This is a genomic window from Anaerobiospirillum sp. NML120448, assembly GCF_023050945.1.
Lineage (GTDB): Bacteria > Pseudomonadota > Gammaproteobacteria > Enterobacterales > Succinivibrionaceae > Anaerobiospirillum.
In genome coordinates, this window is record NZ_JALKIM010000025.1 from 1 (window position 1) to 17,225 (window position 17,225).

At 40.0% G+C, this 17,225-nt stretch carries 12 protein-coding genes; 9 read left to right on the forward strand and 3 right to left on the reverse strand.

Translation table 11 applies throughout. The features are described from left to right. Window positions 1-192: 192 nt before the first annotated feature. From MXE38_RS06060 to MXE38_RS06090, 7 genes are all read left to right on the forward strand, one after another. The gene (locus tag MXE38_RS06060; RefSeq protein ID WP_246913196.1) at window positions 193-777 is read left to right on the forward strand and encodes a hypothetical protein; all 585 of its coding nucleotides are present in this window, start codon (window positions 193-195) and stop codon (window positions 775-777) included. Window positions 778-1,746: 969 nt separating this feature from the next. Next, the gene (locus MXE38_RS06065) at window positions 1,747-2,736 is read left to right on the forward strand and encodes an ABC transporter substrate-binding protein (protein ID WP_246913197.1); all 990 of its coding nucleotides are present in this window, start codon (window positions 1,747-1,749) and stop codon (window positions 2,734-2,736) included. A 449-nt stretch (window positions 2,737-3,185) separates the two neighbouring features. Then, window positions 3,186-4,715 carry a sugar ABC transporter ATP-binding protein gene (locus MXE38_RS06070; protein ID WP_246913198.1) on the forward strand — a complete coding sequence of 510 codons (1,530 nt, stop codon included), beginning with the start codon at window positions 3,186-3,188 and terminating at the stop codon, window positions 4,713-4,715. Further along, on the forward strand, window positions 4,702-5,754 hold the full coding sequence (locus MXE38_RS06075; protein WP_246913199.1) for an ABC transporter permease: 1,053 nt from the start codon (window positions 4,702-4,704) through the stop codon (window positions 5,752-5,754). Before MXE38_RS06070 ends, MXE38_RS06075 begins: the two co-directional genes overlap by 14 nt. Continuing rightward, on the forward strand, window positions 5,747-6,775 hold the full coding sequence (locus MXE38_RS06080) for a sugar ABC transporter permease YjfF (RefSeq protein WP_246913200.1): 1,029 nt from the start codon (window positions 5,747-5,749) through the stop codon (window positions 6,773-6,775). The genes MXE38_RS06075 and MXE38_RS06080 overlap by 8 nt, the downstream gene beginning before the upstream one ends. Window positions 6,776-7,036: 261 nt before the next feature. Continuing rightward, complete coding sequence (locus MXE38_RS06085; RefSeq protein WP_246913201.1) at window positions 7,037-8,626, forward strand: FGGY-family carbohydrate kinase; 1,590 nt, start codon at window positions 7,037-7,039, stop codon at window positions 8,624-8,626. 352 nt (window positions 8,627-8,978) lie between these two features. Then, window positions 8,979-10,022, forward strand: coding sequence for a galactose ABC transporter substrate-binding protein (locus tag MXE38_RS06090; RefSeq protein WP_246913202.1), 1,044 nt, complete (start codon window positions 8,979-8,981; stop codon window positions 10,020-10,022). Between the two features lie 123 nt (window positions 10,023-10,145). On the opposite strand, the gene MXE38_RS06095 is transcribed toward MXE38_RS06090, so the two are convergent. From MXE38_RS06095 to MXE38_RS06105, 3 genes are all read right to left on the reverse strand, one after another. Then, entirely contained in the window at window positions 10,146-10,646 is a 501-nt protein-coding gene (locus MXE38_RS06095; RefSeq protein ID WP_246913203.1) for a GNAT family protein, read from the reverse strand. An 18-nt stretch (window positions 10,647-10,664) separates the two neighbouring features. Beyond that, window positions 10,665-11,153 (reverse strand): hypothetical protein, encoded by a 489-nt coding sequence (locus MXE38_RS06100; RefSeq protein WP_246913204.1) that lies wholly within the window; start codon window positions 11,151-11,153, stop codon window positions 10,665-10,667. A 379-nt stretch (window positions 11,154-11,532) separates the two neighbouring features. Continuing rightward, complete coding sequence (locus MXE38_RS06105) at window positions 11,533-13,263, reverse strand: AraC family transcriptional regulator (protein WP_246913205.1); 1,731 nt, start codon at window positions 13,261-13,263, stop codon at window positions 11,533-11,535. Window positions 13,264-13,760: 497 nt separating this feature from the next. Between MXE38_RS06105 and MXE38_RS06110 the strand changes: the two genes are divergently transcribed. Together MXE38_RS06110 and MXE38_RS06115 are read left to right on the forward strand one after the other, a co-directional pair. Then, entirely contained in the window at window positions 13,761-14,945 is a 1,185-nt protein-coding gene (locus MXE38_RS06110; protein ID WP_246913206.1) for a cellulase family glycosylhydrolase, read from the forward strand. Window positions 14,946-15,217: 272 nt separating this feature from the next. Then, complete coding sequence (locus tag MXE38_RS06115) at window positions 15,218-16,888, forward strand: glycoside hydrolase family 43 protein (RefSeq protein ID WP_246913207.1); 1,671 nt, start codon at window positions 15,218-15,220, stop codon at window positions 16,886-16,888. Window positions 16,889-17,225: the final 337 nt, after the last annotated feature.

Below are 17,225 nucleotides of genomic sequence, written 5' to 3' on the forward strand. Positions count from 1 at the left end.
AGGTTATTAAGGGAACTTAATAATTATGGTAACCTAAGAGTGAGTAAGGAGGTCTCATAAAAGGGAACCTAGTAACCAACCCAAGAAGCTCCCTCCATAATCGCAAGGTTTGGAGGGAGTAGTTCACCGTACTTAGTTGTGCTTATTGTAATATAGTACTTAATGCCTGTTTAGATTTAGGAGTGGTGTGATATGGCTAATCGTAGCTATCTTTTTGTTAAGACTAAGGATGATGAGTGCAAGGGCCTTAGTGAGTGTGCTTATGAAATTCCATTAAGCCATATTTTGTTGGTTAGTGGTGATACTCAAAAAGTCACCTCTCGTGTCTTTGATAGTGATTTGCCTTGGGCTATTGAGGGAGATTTTGATCAGGGCTATAAGAAGCTTTTTGACTTCTTAGAGCAGTGTAAGAGCAAAGACATTATTAGCACAGAACAATATGAGCAAATGATTACCGAGGCTCATGCTGCTTTAGACCAATATCTTAATACAGGTGCTAGAGTTCTATTAGAGCCTGTTGAGATCTTTGAGATGGAAGATCCTGAGGACTTTGAGGAATTTGACAGCTCTGCGTACGACGAAGATGATGAGCTTGCTGATGCTTTCTTTGCTTTCATGGTAGACGATGTAATTAATACTATGATTAAACCATCTTCTGGCTATATCAAAGATAGCTTAGCCCAGCTACAAGTATTTAAAGAGCAAGGTCAAATGGACGCTATCGATGAGGCCTTAGGCTTAGAGTGGGATGAAGTATTATTCTACGATCCAAGCTAAAGATAGCATTTTTTAAAGCTTAATAAGTTCAATCAGTCCCCTGATAGCCGCAGTTATGGCCATGGCCATGGCTGCGAGCCATCAGGGGATTTGTTTTGTTTGCTAAACAACCAGTATTCAACCTTTGTTGAGGCGTAGTATTGGGTAGTGTATAAGTATTAGTGCTAGCCATAACTTGATTGAAGCTTAGGCATTAAATGATAGTGCAAGACAGTACGGAGCAGATCTGCGTAGAAAAATGCAAAGTATTGCAATGTAGAGTAGGAACTTGGTTGCTAAGTGTAGCTAAGGGCAAGACTGGAGCAGGGTTGGACAAATAGGGATTGTGGCAGATCTGGAGTGAGTTGGTACGTGGTATATACATGTGTATGGGGACGTGAGCTCAAAATGGTGACGAGGGGCGGGTGATTGAGATGGTGAGTAGTGGCTGTGAGGGGATTTTTTTTTTTGTGGTAGGGTTGGGTAAAAGGTCGTAAACGATTGCGATTTTACGGAGATTGTTTGAGCTATGGTAGTTGTAGGGTTGGATGATGTTTTTTGGTGAGGAGGAATTATGGGAGGTTTAATGGGGGTAAAATGGGATTTTTATCGATATTTTGAGCATATCTATAAGTGAGCTAATATTCTTAGTTGATAAAAATTGCGCAAAATTTGAGCTATATCTTATTTTCATTGATAAATACGAAAATTTGCGGGCCGATATCACAAATTTAGTGATTAAAGTTTTAATAATTTAGTAGATAGCGCTAAATTACAAATACGCAATCGTTTTAGATAACGTTGCGCATTGTCATGAAAAAGAAAACATGAAAAGAAAAGTAATAATAGCTTTTCTTAATTGTAGTAAATACATGTTATATAAGCACATTCAATGCTAGCGTTTAGCTTCTTTATTATTGCGACACCTCTTTGCTTTTAGTGCCGTCTGTTCTAAACGTTTTGTTTTGTGGTTTATTTGAGGAGTCAGAAATGAGAATTTCTAAGTCTTTACTAGCTTTAGGTTTAGGTGCTATTTTAGCTTCCACCACTTTTGCCCAAGCCGCAGATGATAAGATTGTAATTGGTTTCTCTCAGATTGGTGCAGAGTCTGAGTGGCGTACTGCAAATACCAATGATGTTAAGGCTGCTGCCGAGCGTGCTGGTGTAGAGTTAAAGTTCTCTGATGCTCAGCAAAAGCAAGAAAACCAAATTCGTGCTATTCGTACCTTCATTTCTCAGAAGGTTGACGTAATTGGCTTCGTACCTATCGTTGAGACTGGTTGGGATAACGTATTACGTGAGGCCAAGCGTGCCAAGATCCCTGTAGTTGTTATGGATCGTGACTTAAAGGTATCTGATGACAGCTTATACGTTGCTAAGATTGGTACTGATCAAGTAGAAGAAGGTCGTAAGGCCTTTAGATGGATTGACGAGTATGTCACCAAGAACAATGTTAAGCCACGTAATGGCGGTAAGACCATTAATATCGTAGTACTTGAGGGTACTGTAGGTGCATCTGCTGCTGTAGGCCGTACCAAGGGCTTTAATGAGGCTCTTGCTGCTTCATCCAATAAGGATCATTATAAGATTTTAGCTTCTCAAACTGGTGACTTCACCCGTCAAAAGGGCCAAGAGGTTATGGAGTCTTTCTTAAAGACCTATCGTAACGACATTGATGTGCTATTTGCTCAAAACGACGATATGGCTTTAGGTGCCATCCAGGCTATCGAAGCTGCAGGCTTAAAGCCAGCCAAGGACATTATCATTGTAGGTGCTGATGCTGTTAAGGGCATGTTCCAGGCTATGATTGAGGGTAAGGCCAACGCAACTGTTGAGTGTAACCCACTTCAGGGCGACCTCTTCTTTGAGACCTGTAAGAAGATCTTAAACGGTGAGAGCGTACCTAAGAGCGTATACGTTGAGGAAGGCGTATATGATGCCTCTACCGCAGCTGAAGTATTCCCAACCCGTAAGTACTAATCTTAACTTTTGTGCTTAAGAATAAGTAGTAAACACACACACATAACAAGGGCTAGGCCTGGAAGTTATAGAGGAACCAGCCCTTAGCATGTGCCCTAAATTAAATCTAAAAAGGAGCTCACTGCTACATAGATTGCATAACAATGTAAGCTGCGTAGTTGGGGGCTTTTTTTTATGTTTGCCATAACTTAATGGCTATCCCAAAAGATAAATGACAGATAAAGGGCTGTTCTTTTTATTTAGCCCAAATCGCAAACGATTACGGAATCGTTAAGATAAGCTAGATAAAAACAGGGTTTCTTGATAAATAGCATGCGTTCGCAAATTATCGGTTACTCAAGAGCTTAAAAATAACTTGTCATTCAAAACGATTTAGACAAAATTTCTGGATTTAATTTGGTTAGTAGATAGGGCACAGCTTTCATTATTGTTACAAGATGGAGGCACTCATGGGCGAAAATGATGAATTTATCCTTCAAATGAAGGATATTGACATGTTCTTTCCAGGAGTTAAGGCGTTAAAGAAAGCCAAGTTTAACCTTAAAAAAGGTGAGATTCACTCCTTAATGGGTGAAAACGGCGCAGGCAAATCCACTTTAGTTAAGGTTCTAACTGGTGTATACCATAAAACTGCTGGTCAGGTTTTTTATGATGGCAAGCAGATTGAGCCACAATCACCACTACAAAGTCAACAAATTGGTATTTCTACCGTATACCAAGAGGTTAACCTCTGTGGTAATTTAACCGTTGCTGAAAATATTTATATTGGCCGTGAGCCACGTGGTTCTTTTGGTCAAATTGACTGGCATAAGATGAATAGCCAAGCTAAAGAGCTCTTGAAAAATGAGCTTGGCTTGGACTTGGACGTGGATAAAACTTTAAGCTTCTATCCTGTAGCCGTTCAACAAATGATTGCTATTGCTCGTGCGATTGATACTCAATGTAAGATTTTAATCTTAGACGAGCCAACTTCTTCATTATCAGATCGTGAAACCGAGCGCCTCTTTGCCATTATGCGCAAATTAAAGGCACAAGGTATTTCCATTATCTTTATTTCTCACTTCTTAGAGCAGATTTATACCATTTGCGATCGTATTACCATTTTACGTGATGGTGAGTATGTGGGCGAATATGATATTCCTCACTTAGAGCGCTTGCAGCTTATCTCTAAGATGATGGGTAAGGAAGTTAACGAAAACCAAATCGAGTCCAATGTAGATAAGTCTGTACCAAAGGACGAATACATTGTTGAGACTAACAATGTGGTAGTTGATGGTAAGGTAAAAGACTTAACCATGAACATTAAAAAGGGCGAGGTTGTTGGTTTTGCAGGTCTTCTAGGTTCTGGTCGTACTGAAATTGCTGATATGCTCTTTGGTGTTACCCCAATTAATTCTGGTGAAATCAAAGTAGATGGCGTATCAGTAAAGGTTAAAGAGCCAATGGATCAAATGATGAACCGCATTGCTTTTTGTCCTGAGGACAGAAAGATTGCTGGCATCATTGGTGATCTATCAGTACGTGAAAATATTATTTTGGCGCTACAAGCTAAAGATGGCATGTTTAAACATATGCCTATGAGTGAGCAAAAGGCTTTAGCTGATAAATATATTGAGCTGTTACGTATCAAAGTTTCAGATCGTGAGCAGTTAATTAAGAACCTCTCTGGCGGTAACCAGCAAAAAGTAATTATTGCTCGTTGGTTAGCTACCAAGCCAAATCTTTTAATTTTAGATGAGCCTACTCGTGGTATTGACGTAGGTACTAAGTCTGAAATTGAGGCCTTAGCCGTACGCTTAGCTAAAGAGGAAGGTATGAGCGTGGTCTTCATCTCTGGTGAGATGGGTGAAATGGTTCGTACTTGTTCTCGTATTTTGATCATTCGTGATCACGAGAAGTTAACCGAGCTCAATGGAGATGAGATCTCTACAGCCCATATTATGCAGGCTATCGCAGGAGACTATCATGGAAGCAATTAAAAAATTGTCATCAAGCTCTTTAGCATTGCCTTTAGCAGCTTTGTCTTTACTGCTCATTTTCAATGCTATTTTCGTAGATGACTTCTTTTCTATTCAAATGATGGATAACGGCAATCTCTATGGCCGTCCTATCGATATTTTATACCGTGCTTCATCTTTAATTATCCTCTCCTTGGGTATGACTTTTGTTATTGCCACTGGCGGTGTGGATATTTCTGTAGGTGCAGTAGTAGCTATTTCAGCAGCTACTTGCTGTCTCTTACTGGGCGGTGATGTTAGTGGTGTGCCTGACTATCCATTTATTGTTGCCATTATTGCTGCTTTGTGTGCAGGTGTCATTTCAGGTATTTGGAATGGTACTTTGGTTGCTAAGTTTAAGATTCAAGCCATGGTGGCTACCTTAATCTTAATGACTTCTGGTCGTGGTATTGCTCAGCTGTTAACTGATGGTCAGATTATTACTGTTTACTATAAGCCATTTAGCTATATTGGCGGTGTAATTCCTGGCTTTATGTTACCTACTGCCATGTTAATTGCTTTTATCATGGTAGCTTTAGTAATCTTCTTAGATAAGAAGACTTCTTTAGGCTTGATGATTCAATCAGTTGGCATTAATGCTACAGCTTCACGTTATGCTGGTGTTAAGGTAACAGCTGTTTTATTTGCTGTTTATATCTTCTCAGGCTTTTGTGCAGGTACTGCTGGCTTAATTGAAAGCTCCTTGATTAGAGCTGCTGATGCCAACAATGCAGGCTTAAATATGGAAATGGATGCCATCTTGGCTGTTACCTTAGGTGGTACCTTGATGGTAGGTGGTCGTTATTATATTGGTGGTACTATTATTGGTGCGATCACTATTCAGACCTTAACTACTACTATGTATGCCATAGGCGTTCCTTCTGATATTTTGCCAGCTATTAAAGCTGTAGTTATTTTATTGATCATTACCATTCAGTCAGAAAGATTCAAAGAAATGTTTCGTGCTTGGCGCTTAAAGAAGCTCGATTCATCAAACTCTAAGGAGGTCGCAAATGGCTAAGTTCTTTAGTAATTTAGTAGCCTCGCCACGCTTTTCTTTCTATGTGACGACCTTACTATTTATTATTTTGTTTGGCATTGGTGCTGTCTGGTTTGAGGGCTTCTTTTCTTTACAAGTATTTTTAAACTTACTCATTGATAATGCCCACTTAATCATTATCACTGTAGGTATTACTTTTGCCATTATTTCAGGTGGTGGTGGTATCGACTTGTCGGTAGGTGCCGTCTTATCCTTAACCTGTATGACTTTAGCCTTTTTAATGCGTGATACTGATATCCATCCAGTATGGTGCATGGCTATTGGTTTATGTATTGGTGTAGTAATTGGCCTTATTAATGGCTTCTTTATTACTTACTTTAAGCTCCAGCCATTTATTGTAACCTTAGGCACAATGTTCTTATGCCGTGGTTTAACCGCTATGATTTCTCGTGAATCAGTAGCTATCAATAATGAGTGGTATGGCGAGCTATCCTTTATGTCAGTTGAGATTGGCGATTCCTTTATCTCAATTGGTGCTATCTTAGCCCTAGTAGTGGTAGTAATTGCTACTTTAGTATTACGTTATACCGCTTTTGGTCGCTCTGTATACGCTGTTGGTGGTAATGAGCAATCTGCTCGTTTAATGGGCTTAAAGGTCGATCTCATTCGTATCAAGGTCTATATCATTTCAGGTTTCTGTGCCTCTTTAGGTGGTATTGTCTTCTCTTGGATCATGCTCTCTGGTAATACTTTCCACGGTATGGGTATGGAGATGGATGCTATTGCCTCATCAGTTATTGGTGGCACTCAATTAATGGGCGGTGTAGGCTTTATTCCAGGCACCATTATTGGTGTAATGATTCAAGGTACCATTTTAACTATTATTAACTTCCAAGGTTCCCTATCAGCTTGGTGGACAAAGATTGTAGTTGGTATCTTATTATGCTTATTCATCGTAATGCAGGCATTAGTTAACGAGCATAAGAACCGCTTAATGAGCTTAAGCGCAGAGTCTTTAAATAAGAAAAATGCCAAGAAATAGACTAGCTAACAGCAGTCAATTCAAGGCTTAATATCTTGCCATCAAACCAGTTTAGCATAGCAGCCAAGCCTTGCGTGGCAAGGCCACACGGAGCAAGGCCTTGCATGGCAAGTCCATGCAAAGCTTGGCTCTTTGCAGGCTGGTTTGGGGCAAGGTGTAAGAAAAAATTTTAAGAGCGAGCTTATTTAAATAACTGCGCTCTACAGGCTAGCTATTTTGGCCTGAATAAACCCATAATATTTTATGTAATAGGTAAATGAGATGAGTTTAGATTTATTGCAATGTTCCTTAGGCATTGAGTTTGGTTCCACCCGTATTAAGGCTGTATTAATTGATGAGCAATGCCAAGTAGTTGCAACTGGTGCACACGATTGGGAAAACCGTTTAGAAAATGGCCTCTGGACTTATTCTTTAGATGACATTTGGTCTGGTCTACACTCTTGCTATGCTTCCTTGCAAGCTGATGTAAAGGAGCGTTATGGCCTTGAAATTACCAAGTTAAAGTCTATTGGCTTTTCTGCCATGATGCATGGTTACTTGGCCTTTAACAAAGAAGATGAGCTTTTAGTACCATTTAGAACTTGGCGTAACTCCAATACTAATGCAGCCTCTGCCAAACTTACTGATTATTTACAATTTAATATTCCTGAGCGTTGGTCTATTGCTCACTTATACCACTGCATTATTAATCATGAGAGCCATGTTAAGGATGTTGCTTTCTTTACTACCTTAGCTGGTTATATTCACTTCAAGTTAACTGGTCAAAAGGTATTAGGTATTGGTGATGCTGCTGGTGTGTTCCCAATTGATTCTAATATCAAGGACTTTGATCAGGACTTACTTGCTAAGTTTGCTACTTTAATTGAGCCTGAGGGCATGCCTTGGCAAATTAAAGACTTATTACCAAAGGTTTTAGTAGCTGGTGATGATGCAGGTTCATTAACAGCAGAAGGTGCTAAGCTTTTAGACCCTAGTGGTAAGTTACAAAGTGGCATTCCTCTTTGCCCTCCAGAGGGTGATGCTGGTACTGGTATGGTGGCTACTAATGCTGTTGCAGTACGCACTGGTAATGTTTCTGCTGGTACCTCAATTTTTGCCATGATTGTACTAGAGAAGGCCTTATCTAAATTACATCGTGAAATCGATATGGTAACCACTCCAGATGGCTTACCTGTAGCCATGGTTCATGCTAATAACTGTACTTCTGACTTAAATGCTTGGGTAAATCTCTTTGGTGAGTTTGCCGCTTTATCAGGTAATAAGCTTGATCCAAATGATCTTTATGGCATGCTCTATCGCAATGCTTTAGAAGGAGATGCAGATTGCGGCGGCTTATTAAGCTATGGCTATTTATCTGGTGAGTTCATTACTGGTCTTGAAGAGGGCCGTCCATTATTCGTAAGAACTCCACACTCTAAGTTCAATTTAGCTAACTTTATGCGTACCCACCTTTACACTTCTTTAGGTGCTATCAAGATTGGTATGGATATCTTAGTTAAAGAAGAGCACGTTAAGATTGATCGCCTCTTAGGTCATGGTGGTTTATTTAAGACTAAGGGTGTAGGTCAGCAATTTATGGCTGATGCTGTGGAAGTACCTGTATCTGTTATGGAAACAGCAGGTGAAGGTGGCCCATGGGGTCAGGCTGTATTAGCTGCCTTTATGGTTGATAAGAAAGATGGTGAGACCTTACCAGAGTTCTTAAACAATAAGGTATTTGCTAATGCCCAAGGCTCAACTTTAAGCCCAATTGAGCAAAATGTAGTAGGCTACAATAAGTTTATTGAGCGTTATAAGGCTGGTATTGCTGTTGAAAAGTGTGCAGTTCAAGCTTTAGCCGATAGCGAGTAGGTCTAACAGGCACACTTGCACTTTACTATATACCTCTAACCTACAAACATATTTTAAATCTCAGTTTAGGGATCTTATTCGTAAACTTATCCTGGCCAGGCAAGGCCAGGCTTCTCCTGCCCTTGCCAGACGTTGCCAGACCAAGTTTGGCTTGGCCATGGCCATGGCCATGGCCAAGGCTATGGCAAAGCCTGGCTTAGTCCAGTTTGGCTAAGGGTAAAAAGGTAATAGTGGTTGGGCCTTGTTGCAAGGGTGCCTCATAGAGCTTAGTGCATAAGGCTTGTATAAGGTGCAAATTTAAGAGCCTTTAGGTTCTTGACTTATAATGCGGTGCACACACGAGGTTTTTGCCATGAAAATTAAAAAGATATTTGCTACAGCCGCTATGGCTTTAGCCACTTTGGGTTCTAGTGCTGTATGGGCGAATAATCAAGATCCAGTAAGAGTTTTTTACTATTCTTTAAATGACATGTACATCAATCAATTGAGTACCTCATTACAAGATTTAGCTATTGGATCTGGAATTAAGATTGCTCAATTTGATGCTCAAGATGATCTCATGCGTCAAGCATCGCAAATTCAGACAGCTTTATCCGTCAACAAGAAAAAGACTCCAATTTTGGTAAATCCTGTTGATAATCAAAATGGCTTAAATGCTTTGCGTGCTGCTAAGCAACAAAATGTTCCTATTATTTTCTTTAATCGTAAGCCTACCCAAGAGGCTTTAAGCAGCTATAAAGATGCTTGGTATGTAGGATCTAACATTAATCAAGCAGGCTATTATCAGGCCTCACTAGTAATAGAAGCTTTAAAGCAGCATCCAGAGATTGATCGTAATAAAGATGGTTATATCAATTACGTAATCTTAAAAGGTGAGCCATCTCATGTAGATACTGCTGCTCGTAGTAATGTTTTTGTAAGAACCATGCTCGATGCAGGTATTAAGCTTAAGCCTGTGGCTATTGCTAGTGGTCAATGGTCACCAAGCGTAGCTCAAAATGAGATGACTAGGATTATTAGCGAAAAAGGTATTGCTTCTATTGAACTGATTGTTAGCAACAATGATGCTATGGCTTTAGGCGCAATTAAGTCTTTGCAGGCTGTTGGTTATAACAATCCAGATGTTCCTAATAGCCAATTTATTCCTGTTTTTGGTATTGATGCCATTCCATCAGCTTTAGAAGCTATTGAGCGTGGTGTTATGACTGGTACTGTGCTTAATGACTATAAGGCCACTGCTGATGTCATGATACGTATGGCTAAGGCTTACATTGATGGTCAGCCAATTACTGAGGATTTAATAGGTTATCCTATTAAAAATTGCACCATAGAAATTCCTTACTCCCCAATTTATAACTTTAATCTCGGCACAGCTGCTGCTGAGACTAAGAAATAAGTAAGTTTCTACTAACCAAAAGCTCGCTATAAGCATAATGATCTTCATTGATGCTTAATTGAGCCTCCATATATCAAAAGAGCACCTTAAAAGGTGCTCTTTCATTATATGAAGAGTGAGGTATTATGCTTTTAAGTAGTCGTAGCAAACACGCTCACCATCACCACCTGGACGCTCATACTGAACCACACCAATATACTTAAAGCCAAGCTTATCCATAATATGGAGCATAGGCTTATTGTTCTTATGAGTATCAACACGAATATAATCGTGGTTCTTCATTACTTCATTAAAGATAAACTGCCCTGCACCAAAGCCGCTAGCAGTGGCTAAGCGGTGAATAACTACATAGTCACGATCAGCTTGCCATTGGCCATCTAACTGATGGTAAACAGGCTCGTAATTAGATAGTACAAAAACACCCACTACAAGGTCATTTTGGCTATCTTCAATGCAAACAAAGGCCTCATTTTTAGCAAGAGCATCCACCAAGGTAGAGCTATTAGGAAAGCCATTAGTCCATTGGGTGGTATTGCCATAGCTGGCCATATAGGTACGAGCTTCATCAAAAAGCTCATCAATACGTGCAAAGTCGCTTTCTTTAGCTAATCGAATTTTCAGCATAGTAATCAGTCCTAAATATTAATTTGGGCGTACATAATCGTAGGCTACACGATCGCCATAGCCAGGATAATGGACAATGCCGCAGAACTTAAAGCCAAACTTTTCTAAAAGATGAAGCATGGTCTTATTGTCCTCGTGAGTATCAATACGAATATAAGGATACTTAGCGGTCAGCTCTTTAAAAATGAAATTACCAGCACCTTTTTCAGGAAGAGCTCCCATACGATGGATGACAATGTAAGGCTCATCAGAATTCCATTTGCCATTTTGTAAGCGATCGTATTCAGCTTCGTAATCACCAAGGGCAAAACTAGCAAGTACTTGGTTTTGCTCATCAACGCATACATAGCCATGACCAGAGAGCACGTCTTGGGCTACTACTTTAGCAGTAGGGTAGTTTTCATCCCATTGAGTAGGGTTGCCCTGAGCTTTCATATAAGCACGACAAGTATCAAACAGTTGGTCTAAAACAGCTAAATCCTCTTGGGTGGTTTTTCTAATGAGCAAGCTACACCTCATACTATAAACTACAACTAAAGAAAGAGTCTTTGAGTATCTAAAGTTAACAATTTTTCCATAGGTAAGATACATCATTAATAAACAGAATCTTACTTATGTATGTTAGTGCCTATATTAGGCTAAACCGATACGCAAACCTATATTTTATCAGCATTACTACCAGACAACAAAACTAACTTGCCATCAAGTCTACCCACCAATACCTGACCAATCTTTTAAGATCTGTGCTCTTAAGGCAGAGGCTTGATAGGATAAATAAGGAAAAGAGCTGGGATGATATGGGCTTCTTGGTTGGTGGTGCGCCCTGTATGGTTTTTATTATGGAGAGAGGCGCACCAGAGTAGGATAGGTGGGGCAAGTTTTAGAGCTAGCTTGATGAATTTTGATCGTTGATGTGTCCCTTGGAGTGGTACTCGCTAGAGTAGCGCTCAAAGTATGAGTGGCTCTTTGGGGTTGGATCCTGATTGGACTTTACCATAGCACGTACTTCTTTAGGGGTTACTTTAAAGCGGGCTTTAAAGGAGCGATAAAACTGCTTATGGTCTGAATAGCCATGCCTTCTCATAATGGTTGAGATTAGAGTTTTGGTCTCTGTTAAATCATTGTAGATATGACAGAGGCGCAATTCAGCCACATAGGACAAGAGGCTCATGCCTACTGCGTCTTTAAAGACACGGCAAAAATAGCGTGGATGCAAGTTGATAAGATCAGCCATATCCTGGAGTTTAATTTGTTCATGGTAGTGAACCTTTAAGTAGTCTAGTACAGGCTGAATACGGCGCAAGCTCATATTCTTGTTAAGAGCAATTGCAACTTTAGCCTCGGCCTCTAACTGTTCAGCACTAGGTCCTCGGCGTAATACCTTGGTCTCTAGATCTGGTTTTTTGCTAGTTTCTTTGTTATTTGAGGTGGTTAAAACAAAGTCATCATCCTCATCATCAAGCGAGAAACTATAAGGCATACATTGGTTGTTTAAGTTAGTATCACTCTTATTAATTTGTGCAAAAGAAACTAAGTCTTTATTTAAAGTGCTGTTAATCTCAGGTGCACTAAGAGCAAGAGTAGATAAATCACTGCTATTTGAGCCTGAGGTACCATGGAGAGATAAGCAAGATAGATCGTTACTATTGTTATCAGGATATAAGTTAGTATCAAGATTCATATCGATATTGATCTGCTTTTCTTGATTATAAGGGTCGAGTTGAAGAACTTTGTTGCTATCACTAATCCCCATATAACAAGTATGGTCAGGCATAATATGCTCAGTGGTAAAAGCATTAGTCTTGCTGGATAAATCATTAATGCTAGGCATCATTAAGGTGGTGCTACCAGGCAAAGCATTAACAGGCTCTTTTTCTAATAAAGCATCAGCATGTTGTTCTAAAGCATGTTGCTGAGCTAGACACTTATTCTTTAAATTAGAACCTAGCGCAACCTTATGCTCAAGATGGCTTTCTGGCTGAATATTTGGAATTATCATCTCCATGAGGCAAGATAATATTCCGTATAAGCCATGATTAAAGTGCACTTTAAAGCCTAATTCACCTTGGCAGTATTCGTGAGCAACAGTAAGTTCTAATAAGTATTGGGCCATTTGCTCTAAACAAGTCAAGGAGGCACGTTTAAGATCAAAGCGTAGTGGCATAGGAGAGTCATAATTAAGTTCTGACTCTAAGAAGCTCTCAGGAATTTGCAACACATAGGCTTCGTTATAACTGGTACAAGACGAGTTATGAAGCTCATTACTGTTGATCAAAACCAGATTAGCGCCTTGGGCGTTTAAAGAGCATTGATTAGGAAGATCAGCCTCATAGGTAGGCATAGGATCACTAAAGACCAACTTAGTCTGCTTAAGCTCACTAATACTTTTAGGCAAGACACTAGGAAATGCAGGAATAGCACATTTCATACAGGCGTGAGAGGTAGCCTGATCTGGGGTTTCAACTTTTAGCTTACCCTTAGTCAGTAAAATAAGCTCTAAAGCTGGATGATAGTGAAAAGGAATAAAAGAGCCATAGTCACCAGAGCGGAAAAAGCGTACAGGAAGCTTTTCATAAGTAATGATAGGCTCAAGATGGTTAACATGATTTTTTCCCATAGCTGATAATCTCCACAATAGGCTTATTTAAGGCAATATATCATAGTTTGACGCAGATCCCAGAATCTAAATAAGTGAATTTAGCCCCATACAAAGTGAGTATAGTCCCTAGAGACCTATTATCAAAAGGATTAATATTTATCCCGTAAAGTATAGGGTGTATCCCCATACAGATACGGATATCTTTGTTAATTGAAAAAGATTCCCGCTTAGGAGCCTTAGCTAGTTGTAATGAGGAGAAAAAGCTAGCTGCAAGATAGGTCAATATCTGTAAGAAAGTATGCTTTACTTGTGAGGAAATTATTCTAGGACTGTTAGGAGAATATTACCTAATAGTAAGTATTAGCTAGTTCTAGCTTTCCCTAAAAATCCGTGCACGAGCACGTGATCTTAAATGGGACACTATTTTTTTAGCCATGCTGTTAGTCTATATGGCCAACAGCATGGCTAGCTAGTTTTATAGGCTAGACAGATAATCATTAAGAGGGGTGTTGGTCGTGAGCAAGTCTTTTCTTAACGGAGCTAATTTAGGCAGTTGGTTAGTGTTAGAAAAATGGATGAGTCCACAGCTATTTCGTAATAGTGATGCTGACGATGAGTATTATTTGCCTAGAACACTTGAGCGTAGCGATTATGAAAGTCGCATTGCTCAGCACCGTGCCGAATACATTAGCGAGCGTGATTTCGTACTATTAAAAGGCATGGATATTAATTCAGTTCGTATTCCTGTTCCTTATTTTATCTTTGGCGATCGTGAACCTTTTATTGGCTGTATTAATGAATTAGACAACGCCATGAGCTGGGCTGAGCACTATGGTATCAGCGTATTAATCGATCTGCACACAGCCCCTATGGGACAAAATGGCTTTGACAATGGCGGTATCCAAGGTGTGTGCAAGTGGAGCCAAACTCCTGAGGAAGTTGAGTTTGTCCTTAGTGTGCTAGAGCGCCTTGCAGTGCGTTATGGCAATCATAAGGCTTTATTAGGCATTCAAATTTTAAATGAGCCAATCTCTGAGCGCATGTGGAATCTTATAAATCTTCCTAAGCGCTATCCAGCTCGTGATCCTCAATTGGCCGCAGGATCTGCTCCTAACACTTTAGACTTTTTACGTGATTTTTATACTGAAGCTTATCAGCGTATTAATATGCACCTAGATTGCGATAAAAAGGTGGTGTTCCATGATGCTTTTGAGCTATTAGCTTGGCAAGACTTCATGGCTGATAAGCAAAAATACCCTAATGTCATTTTAGATACCCACCAGTATTTAATGATGGTGGAATCAAATGGCTGTGAGCAAAAGTTAGAAAGCTACCTTGATTACTTAGAACATAATCTCAAGGCCCAATATCTTGAGGCCTGCAAAGTTCATGATGTGATTTGCGGTGAGTGGTGTATGTTCAACTCCTTAGCTTGTGGCTATGACACTAAGGGTGGCCAAAGTGTACTCAACGGCGTAGTTTCTGATAGCTCCAATCAAGGTCTACCATTAGCTGAGCGTACTAAGATTTATCAAGCCTTATGCAAAGCTCAAATGAATATTTGGAAGCTAGGTTTAGGCCATTATTATTGGAATTACAAAATCTTGTTTGACACTGTTAATTCCAAAAACTGGATAGGTTGGGATAGCTGGGATTTAGGCCGCTGCCACGCCTTTAACTGGTTTAAATCAGACTTTTAGTCGTATCGTGTCTACTAGCGGCACCAAACTTCACCATAGATTTCTCTCATATAGAGAGCTCCAATAGGCGCACCCATCAAGCCGAGCCTAGCCTGGCCATGCTTGGCCATGCCTGGCTATGCCAGTCTGGCCCATGCCAGTCTGGCTGACCTGGCTAAGCGCAGGCAATGCCTAGCTTATCCTTGCTTGCTAAGAGGGCCTTGATAAGCTGCTGTTAGCTGGAGCTGCCAGGGCGGGCGCTTAAGAGCCAAAGTTTTTTCAAGAGTTCCATCATGATCACTAATCCTATTTTTAAGGGTTTTAACCCAGATCCTTGTGTTTGCCGTAAGGGTGATGATTACTATGTAGCAGTATCTTCTTTTGAGTGGCTGCCTGGTATTCCTGTATATCACTCTAAAGATTTAGTACATTGGGAGCTCTTGACCCATGTACTAAGCGATCAAGTAGATTTAACTAAGTTGCCAAGTGCCAAGGGTATTTGGGCTCCTTGCCTTACCTATTGTGAGGCCGAAGATAAGTTCTACGTGGTTTATGGCGTAATGAATTCTATGAATTCCCGCTATTTTGACGTGGACAATTATGTAATTAGCGCCTCTGATATTTGCGGCCCATGGTCAGAGCCTGTGTATTTACACTCTAGTGGTTTTGATGCTTCTATTTTGCATGATGATGATGGCAAAAAGTATGTAGTAGCCTTAGAGTGGGAAACTCGTGAGGGCTATGAAAAACCTGGTGTAATCTGTATTTGTGAGTATGATGCTCAAAATAAAAAAGTGGTAGGCTATCCTCAGCGTATTTGGGCGGGCACTACTAATCGTGGCTGCATTGAGGCTCCTCATTTAACCAAGAGCAATGGCTACTACTATTTAATGTGTGCCGAAGGTGGTACTGGCTATAATCATTGCGTGACCATGGCTCGTGCCCGTAATCCTTTTGGCCCTTATGAGGCTGATCCTCTAGGTGCTATTGTCACCTCAACTATTAATGAATCTAATGAGAGACAAGATCCTGACCATTTAAAGCCAAAATACTTTAACCCAGATTCAGTACTACAAAAGTCTGGTCATGGTTCTTATGTGGACTTACCTAATGGTGAGACTTATTTATTCCATTTAACTGCTCGTCCTTTTGTCCCAGAATTATGCTGCACCTTAGGCCGTGAAACAGCTATTCAAAAGATGAAGTGGTCTGAGGATGGTTGGTTGCGTCCTTACGATGATAATGTTTTAGCTAAGCTTGAGGTGCCAGAGCCAAACTTACCTCCAGTAGAATTAGCAACTCCTAGCAATGCTGATGATTTTGTAGGTGAGAAGCTTAATAATTACTATTATGCCCCTCGCATTATGCCTAATACATTTGCCTCTGTTGCAGAGCGTCCTGGCTATGTGCGTATACGTGGTTGTGAGTCTCAAGCCTCTTTAAATAAAGTAAGCTTGTTAGCTCGTAAATTAACCTCAGTTTACGCTACTGTTACTACTGCTATGGACTTTAAGCCTGAGGTCTATCACCACAGTGCAGGTTTAATCGTATATTACGATAATCAAAATTATGTATTTTTACGTAAGTACTACTCTCAGACCTTACAAGGAAGTGCCATTTCTATTATCCATTTAGAAAATGGTGCTAAAAATGAAATGCTAAATACCCGCCTTAAGGTAGAAGACGATCGAGAGCTGGTATTTAGAGTTAACTTTAATGGTCGCAAATTTAACTTTGAATGGGGCTATAAAGAGCCTGGATGCGATATTAAGAGCAAAGTAGGGGCACTTACTAAGATTGGCCCTGAGTTTGAAACTTATAAGTTCTCAGATGAGTATTGCAAGTTTGGTGAATTTACAGGCACCTTTGTTGGTATTACTTGCTCTGATAGCCTCTTCCATAGTCACCATGCCGACTTTGACTTCTTTGACTATGAAGCTGATGAGAGCAAGGGCGTAGAGTAGAGATCAGTTTTTATTAAACACACACGTAATCCAAAGCATGGTGGCCCCAGTAATCATGCTTTTTTTGATATAAATCTGATGGCTTTGTAGCAAAAGTTGTATTACAAGGGCGAGGGTAAAACTCTAGTAAAAGTGCCTGAAAGTTAATACCTTAGCAGCAAAATAAGTGTGTTTAACAGTGTTTTTAATTAATTTGCCAGTATTTACAAAAAAAGTGTGTCATTGCACCTTAGTGAGCCAAAATTTACTATTAAGGGTTTTTGCTTGCTTTTGTGACTTTAATCACCGAAAATAGCGCAATTGAGTAGTATTGGAAATTTTTGTCAAAAACTTTTAG

What these genes read in the sequence shown, in the direction of transcription:
- MXE38_RS06070 (WP_246913198.1), top strand. Translation starts at nt 3,186, where the DNA reads ATGGGCGAAAATGATGAATTTATCCTTCAAATGAAGGATATTGACATG.
- MXE38_RS06075 (WP_246913199.1), top strand. Translation starts at nt 4,702, where the DNA reads ATGGAAGCAATTAAAAAATTGTCATCAAGCTCTTTAGCATTGCCTTTA.
- MXE38_RS06080 (WP_246913200.1), top strand. Translation starts at nt 5,747, where the DNA reads ATGGCTAAGTTCTTTAGTAATTTAGTAGCCTCGCCACGCTTTTCTTTC.
- MXE38_RS06095 (WP_246913203.1), bottom strand. Translation starts at nt 10,646, where the DNA reads ATGCTGAAAATTCGATTAGCTAAAGAAAGCGACTTTGCACGTATTGAT.
- MXE38_RS06105 (WP_246913205.1), bottom strand. Translation starts at nt 13,263, where the DNA reads ATGGGAAAAAATCATGTTAACCATCTTGAGCCTATCATTACTTATGAA.
- MXE38_RS06085 (WP_246913201.1), top strand. Translation starts at nt 7,037, where the DNA reads ATGAGTTTAGATTTATTGCAATGTTCCTTAGGCATTGAGTTTGGTTCC.
- MXE38_RS06090 (WP_246913202.1), top strand. Translation starts at nt 8,979, where the DNA reads ATGAAAATTAAAAAGATATTTGCTACAGCCGCTATGGCTTTAGCCACT.
- MXE38_RS06065 (WP_246913197.1), top strand. Translation starts at nt 1,747, where the DNA reads ATGAGAATTTCTAAGTCTTTACTAGCTTTAGGTTTAGGTGCTATTTTA.
- MXE38_RS06060 (WP_246913196.1), top strand. Translation starts at nt 193, where the DNA reads ATGGCTAATCGTAGCTATCTTTTTGTTAAGACTAAGGATGATGAGTGC.
- MXE38_RS06115 (WP_246913207.1), top strand. Translation starts at nt 15,218, where the DNA reads ATGATCACTAATCCTATTTTTAAGGGTTTTAACCCAGATCCTTGTGTT.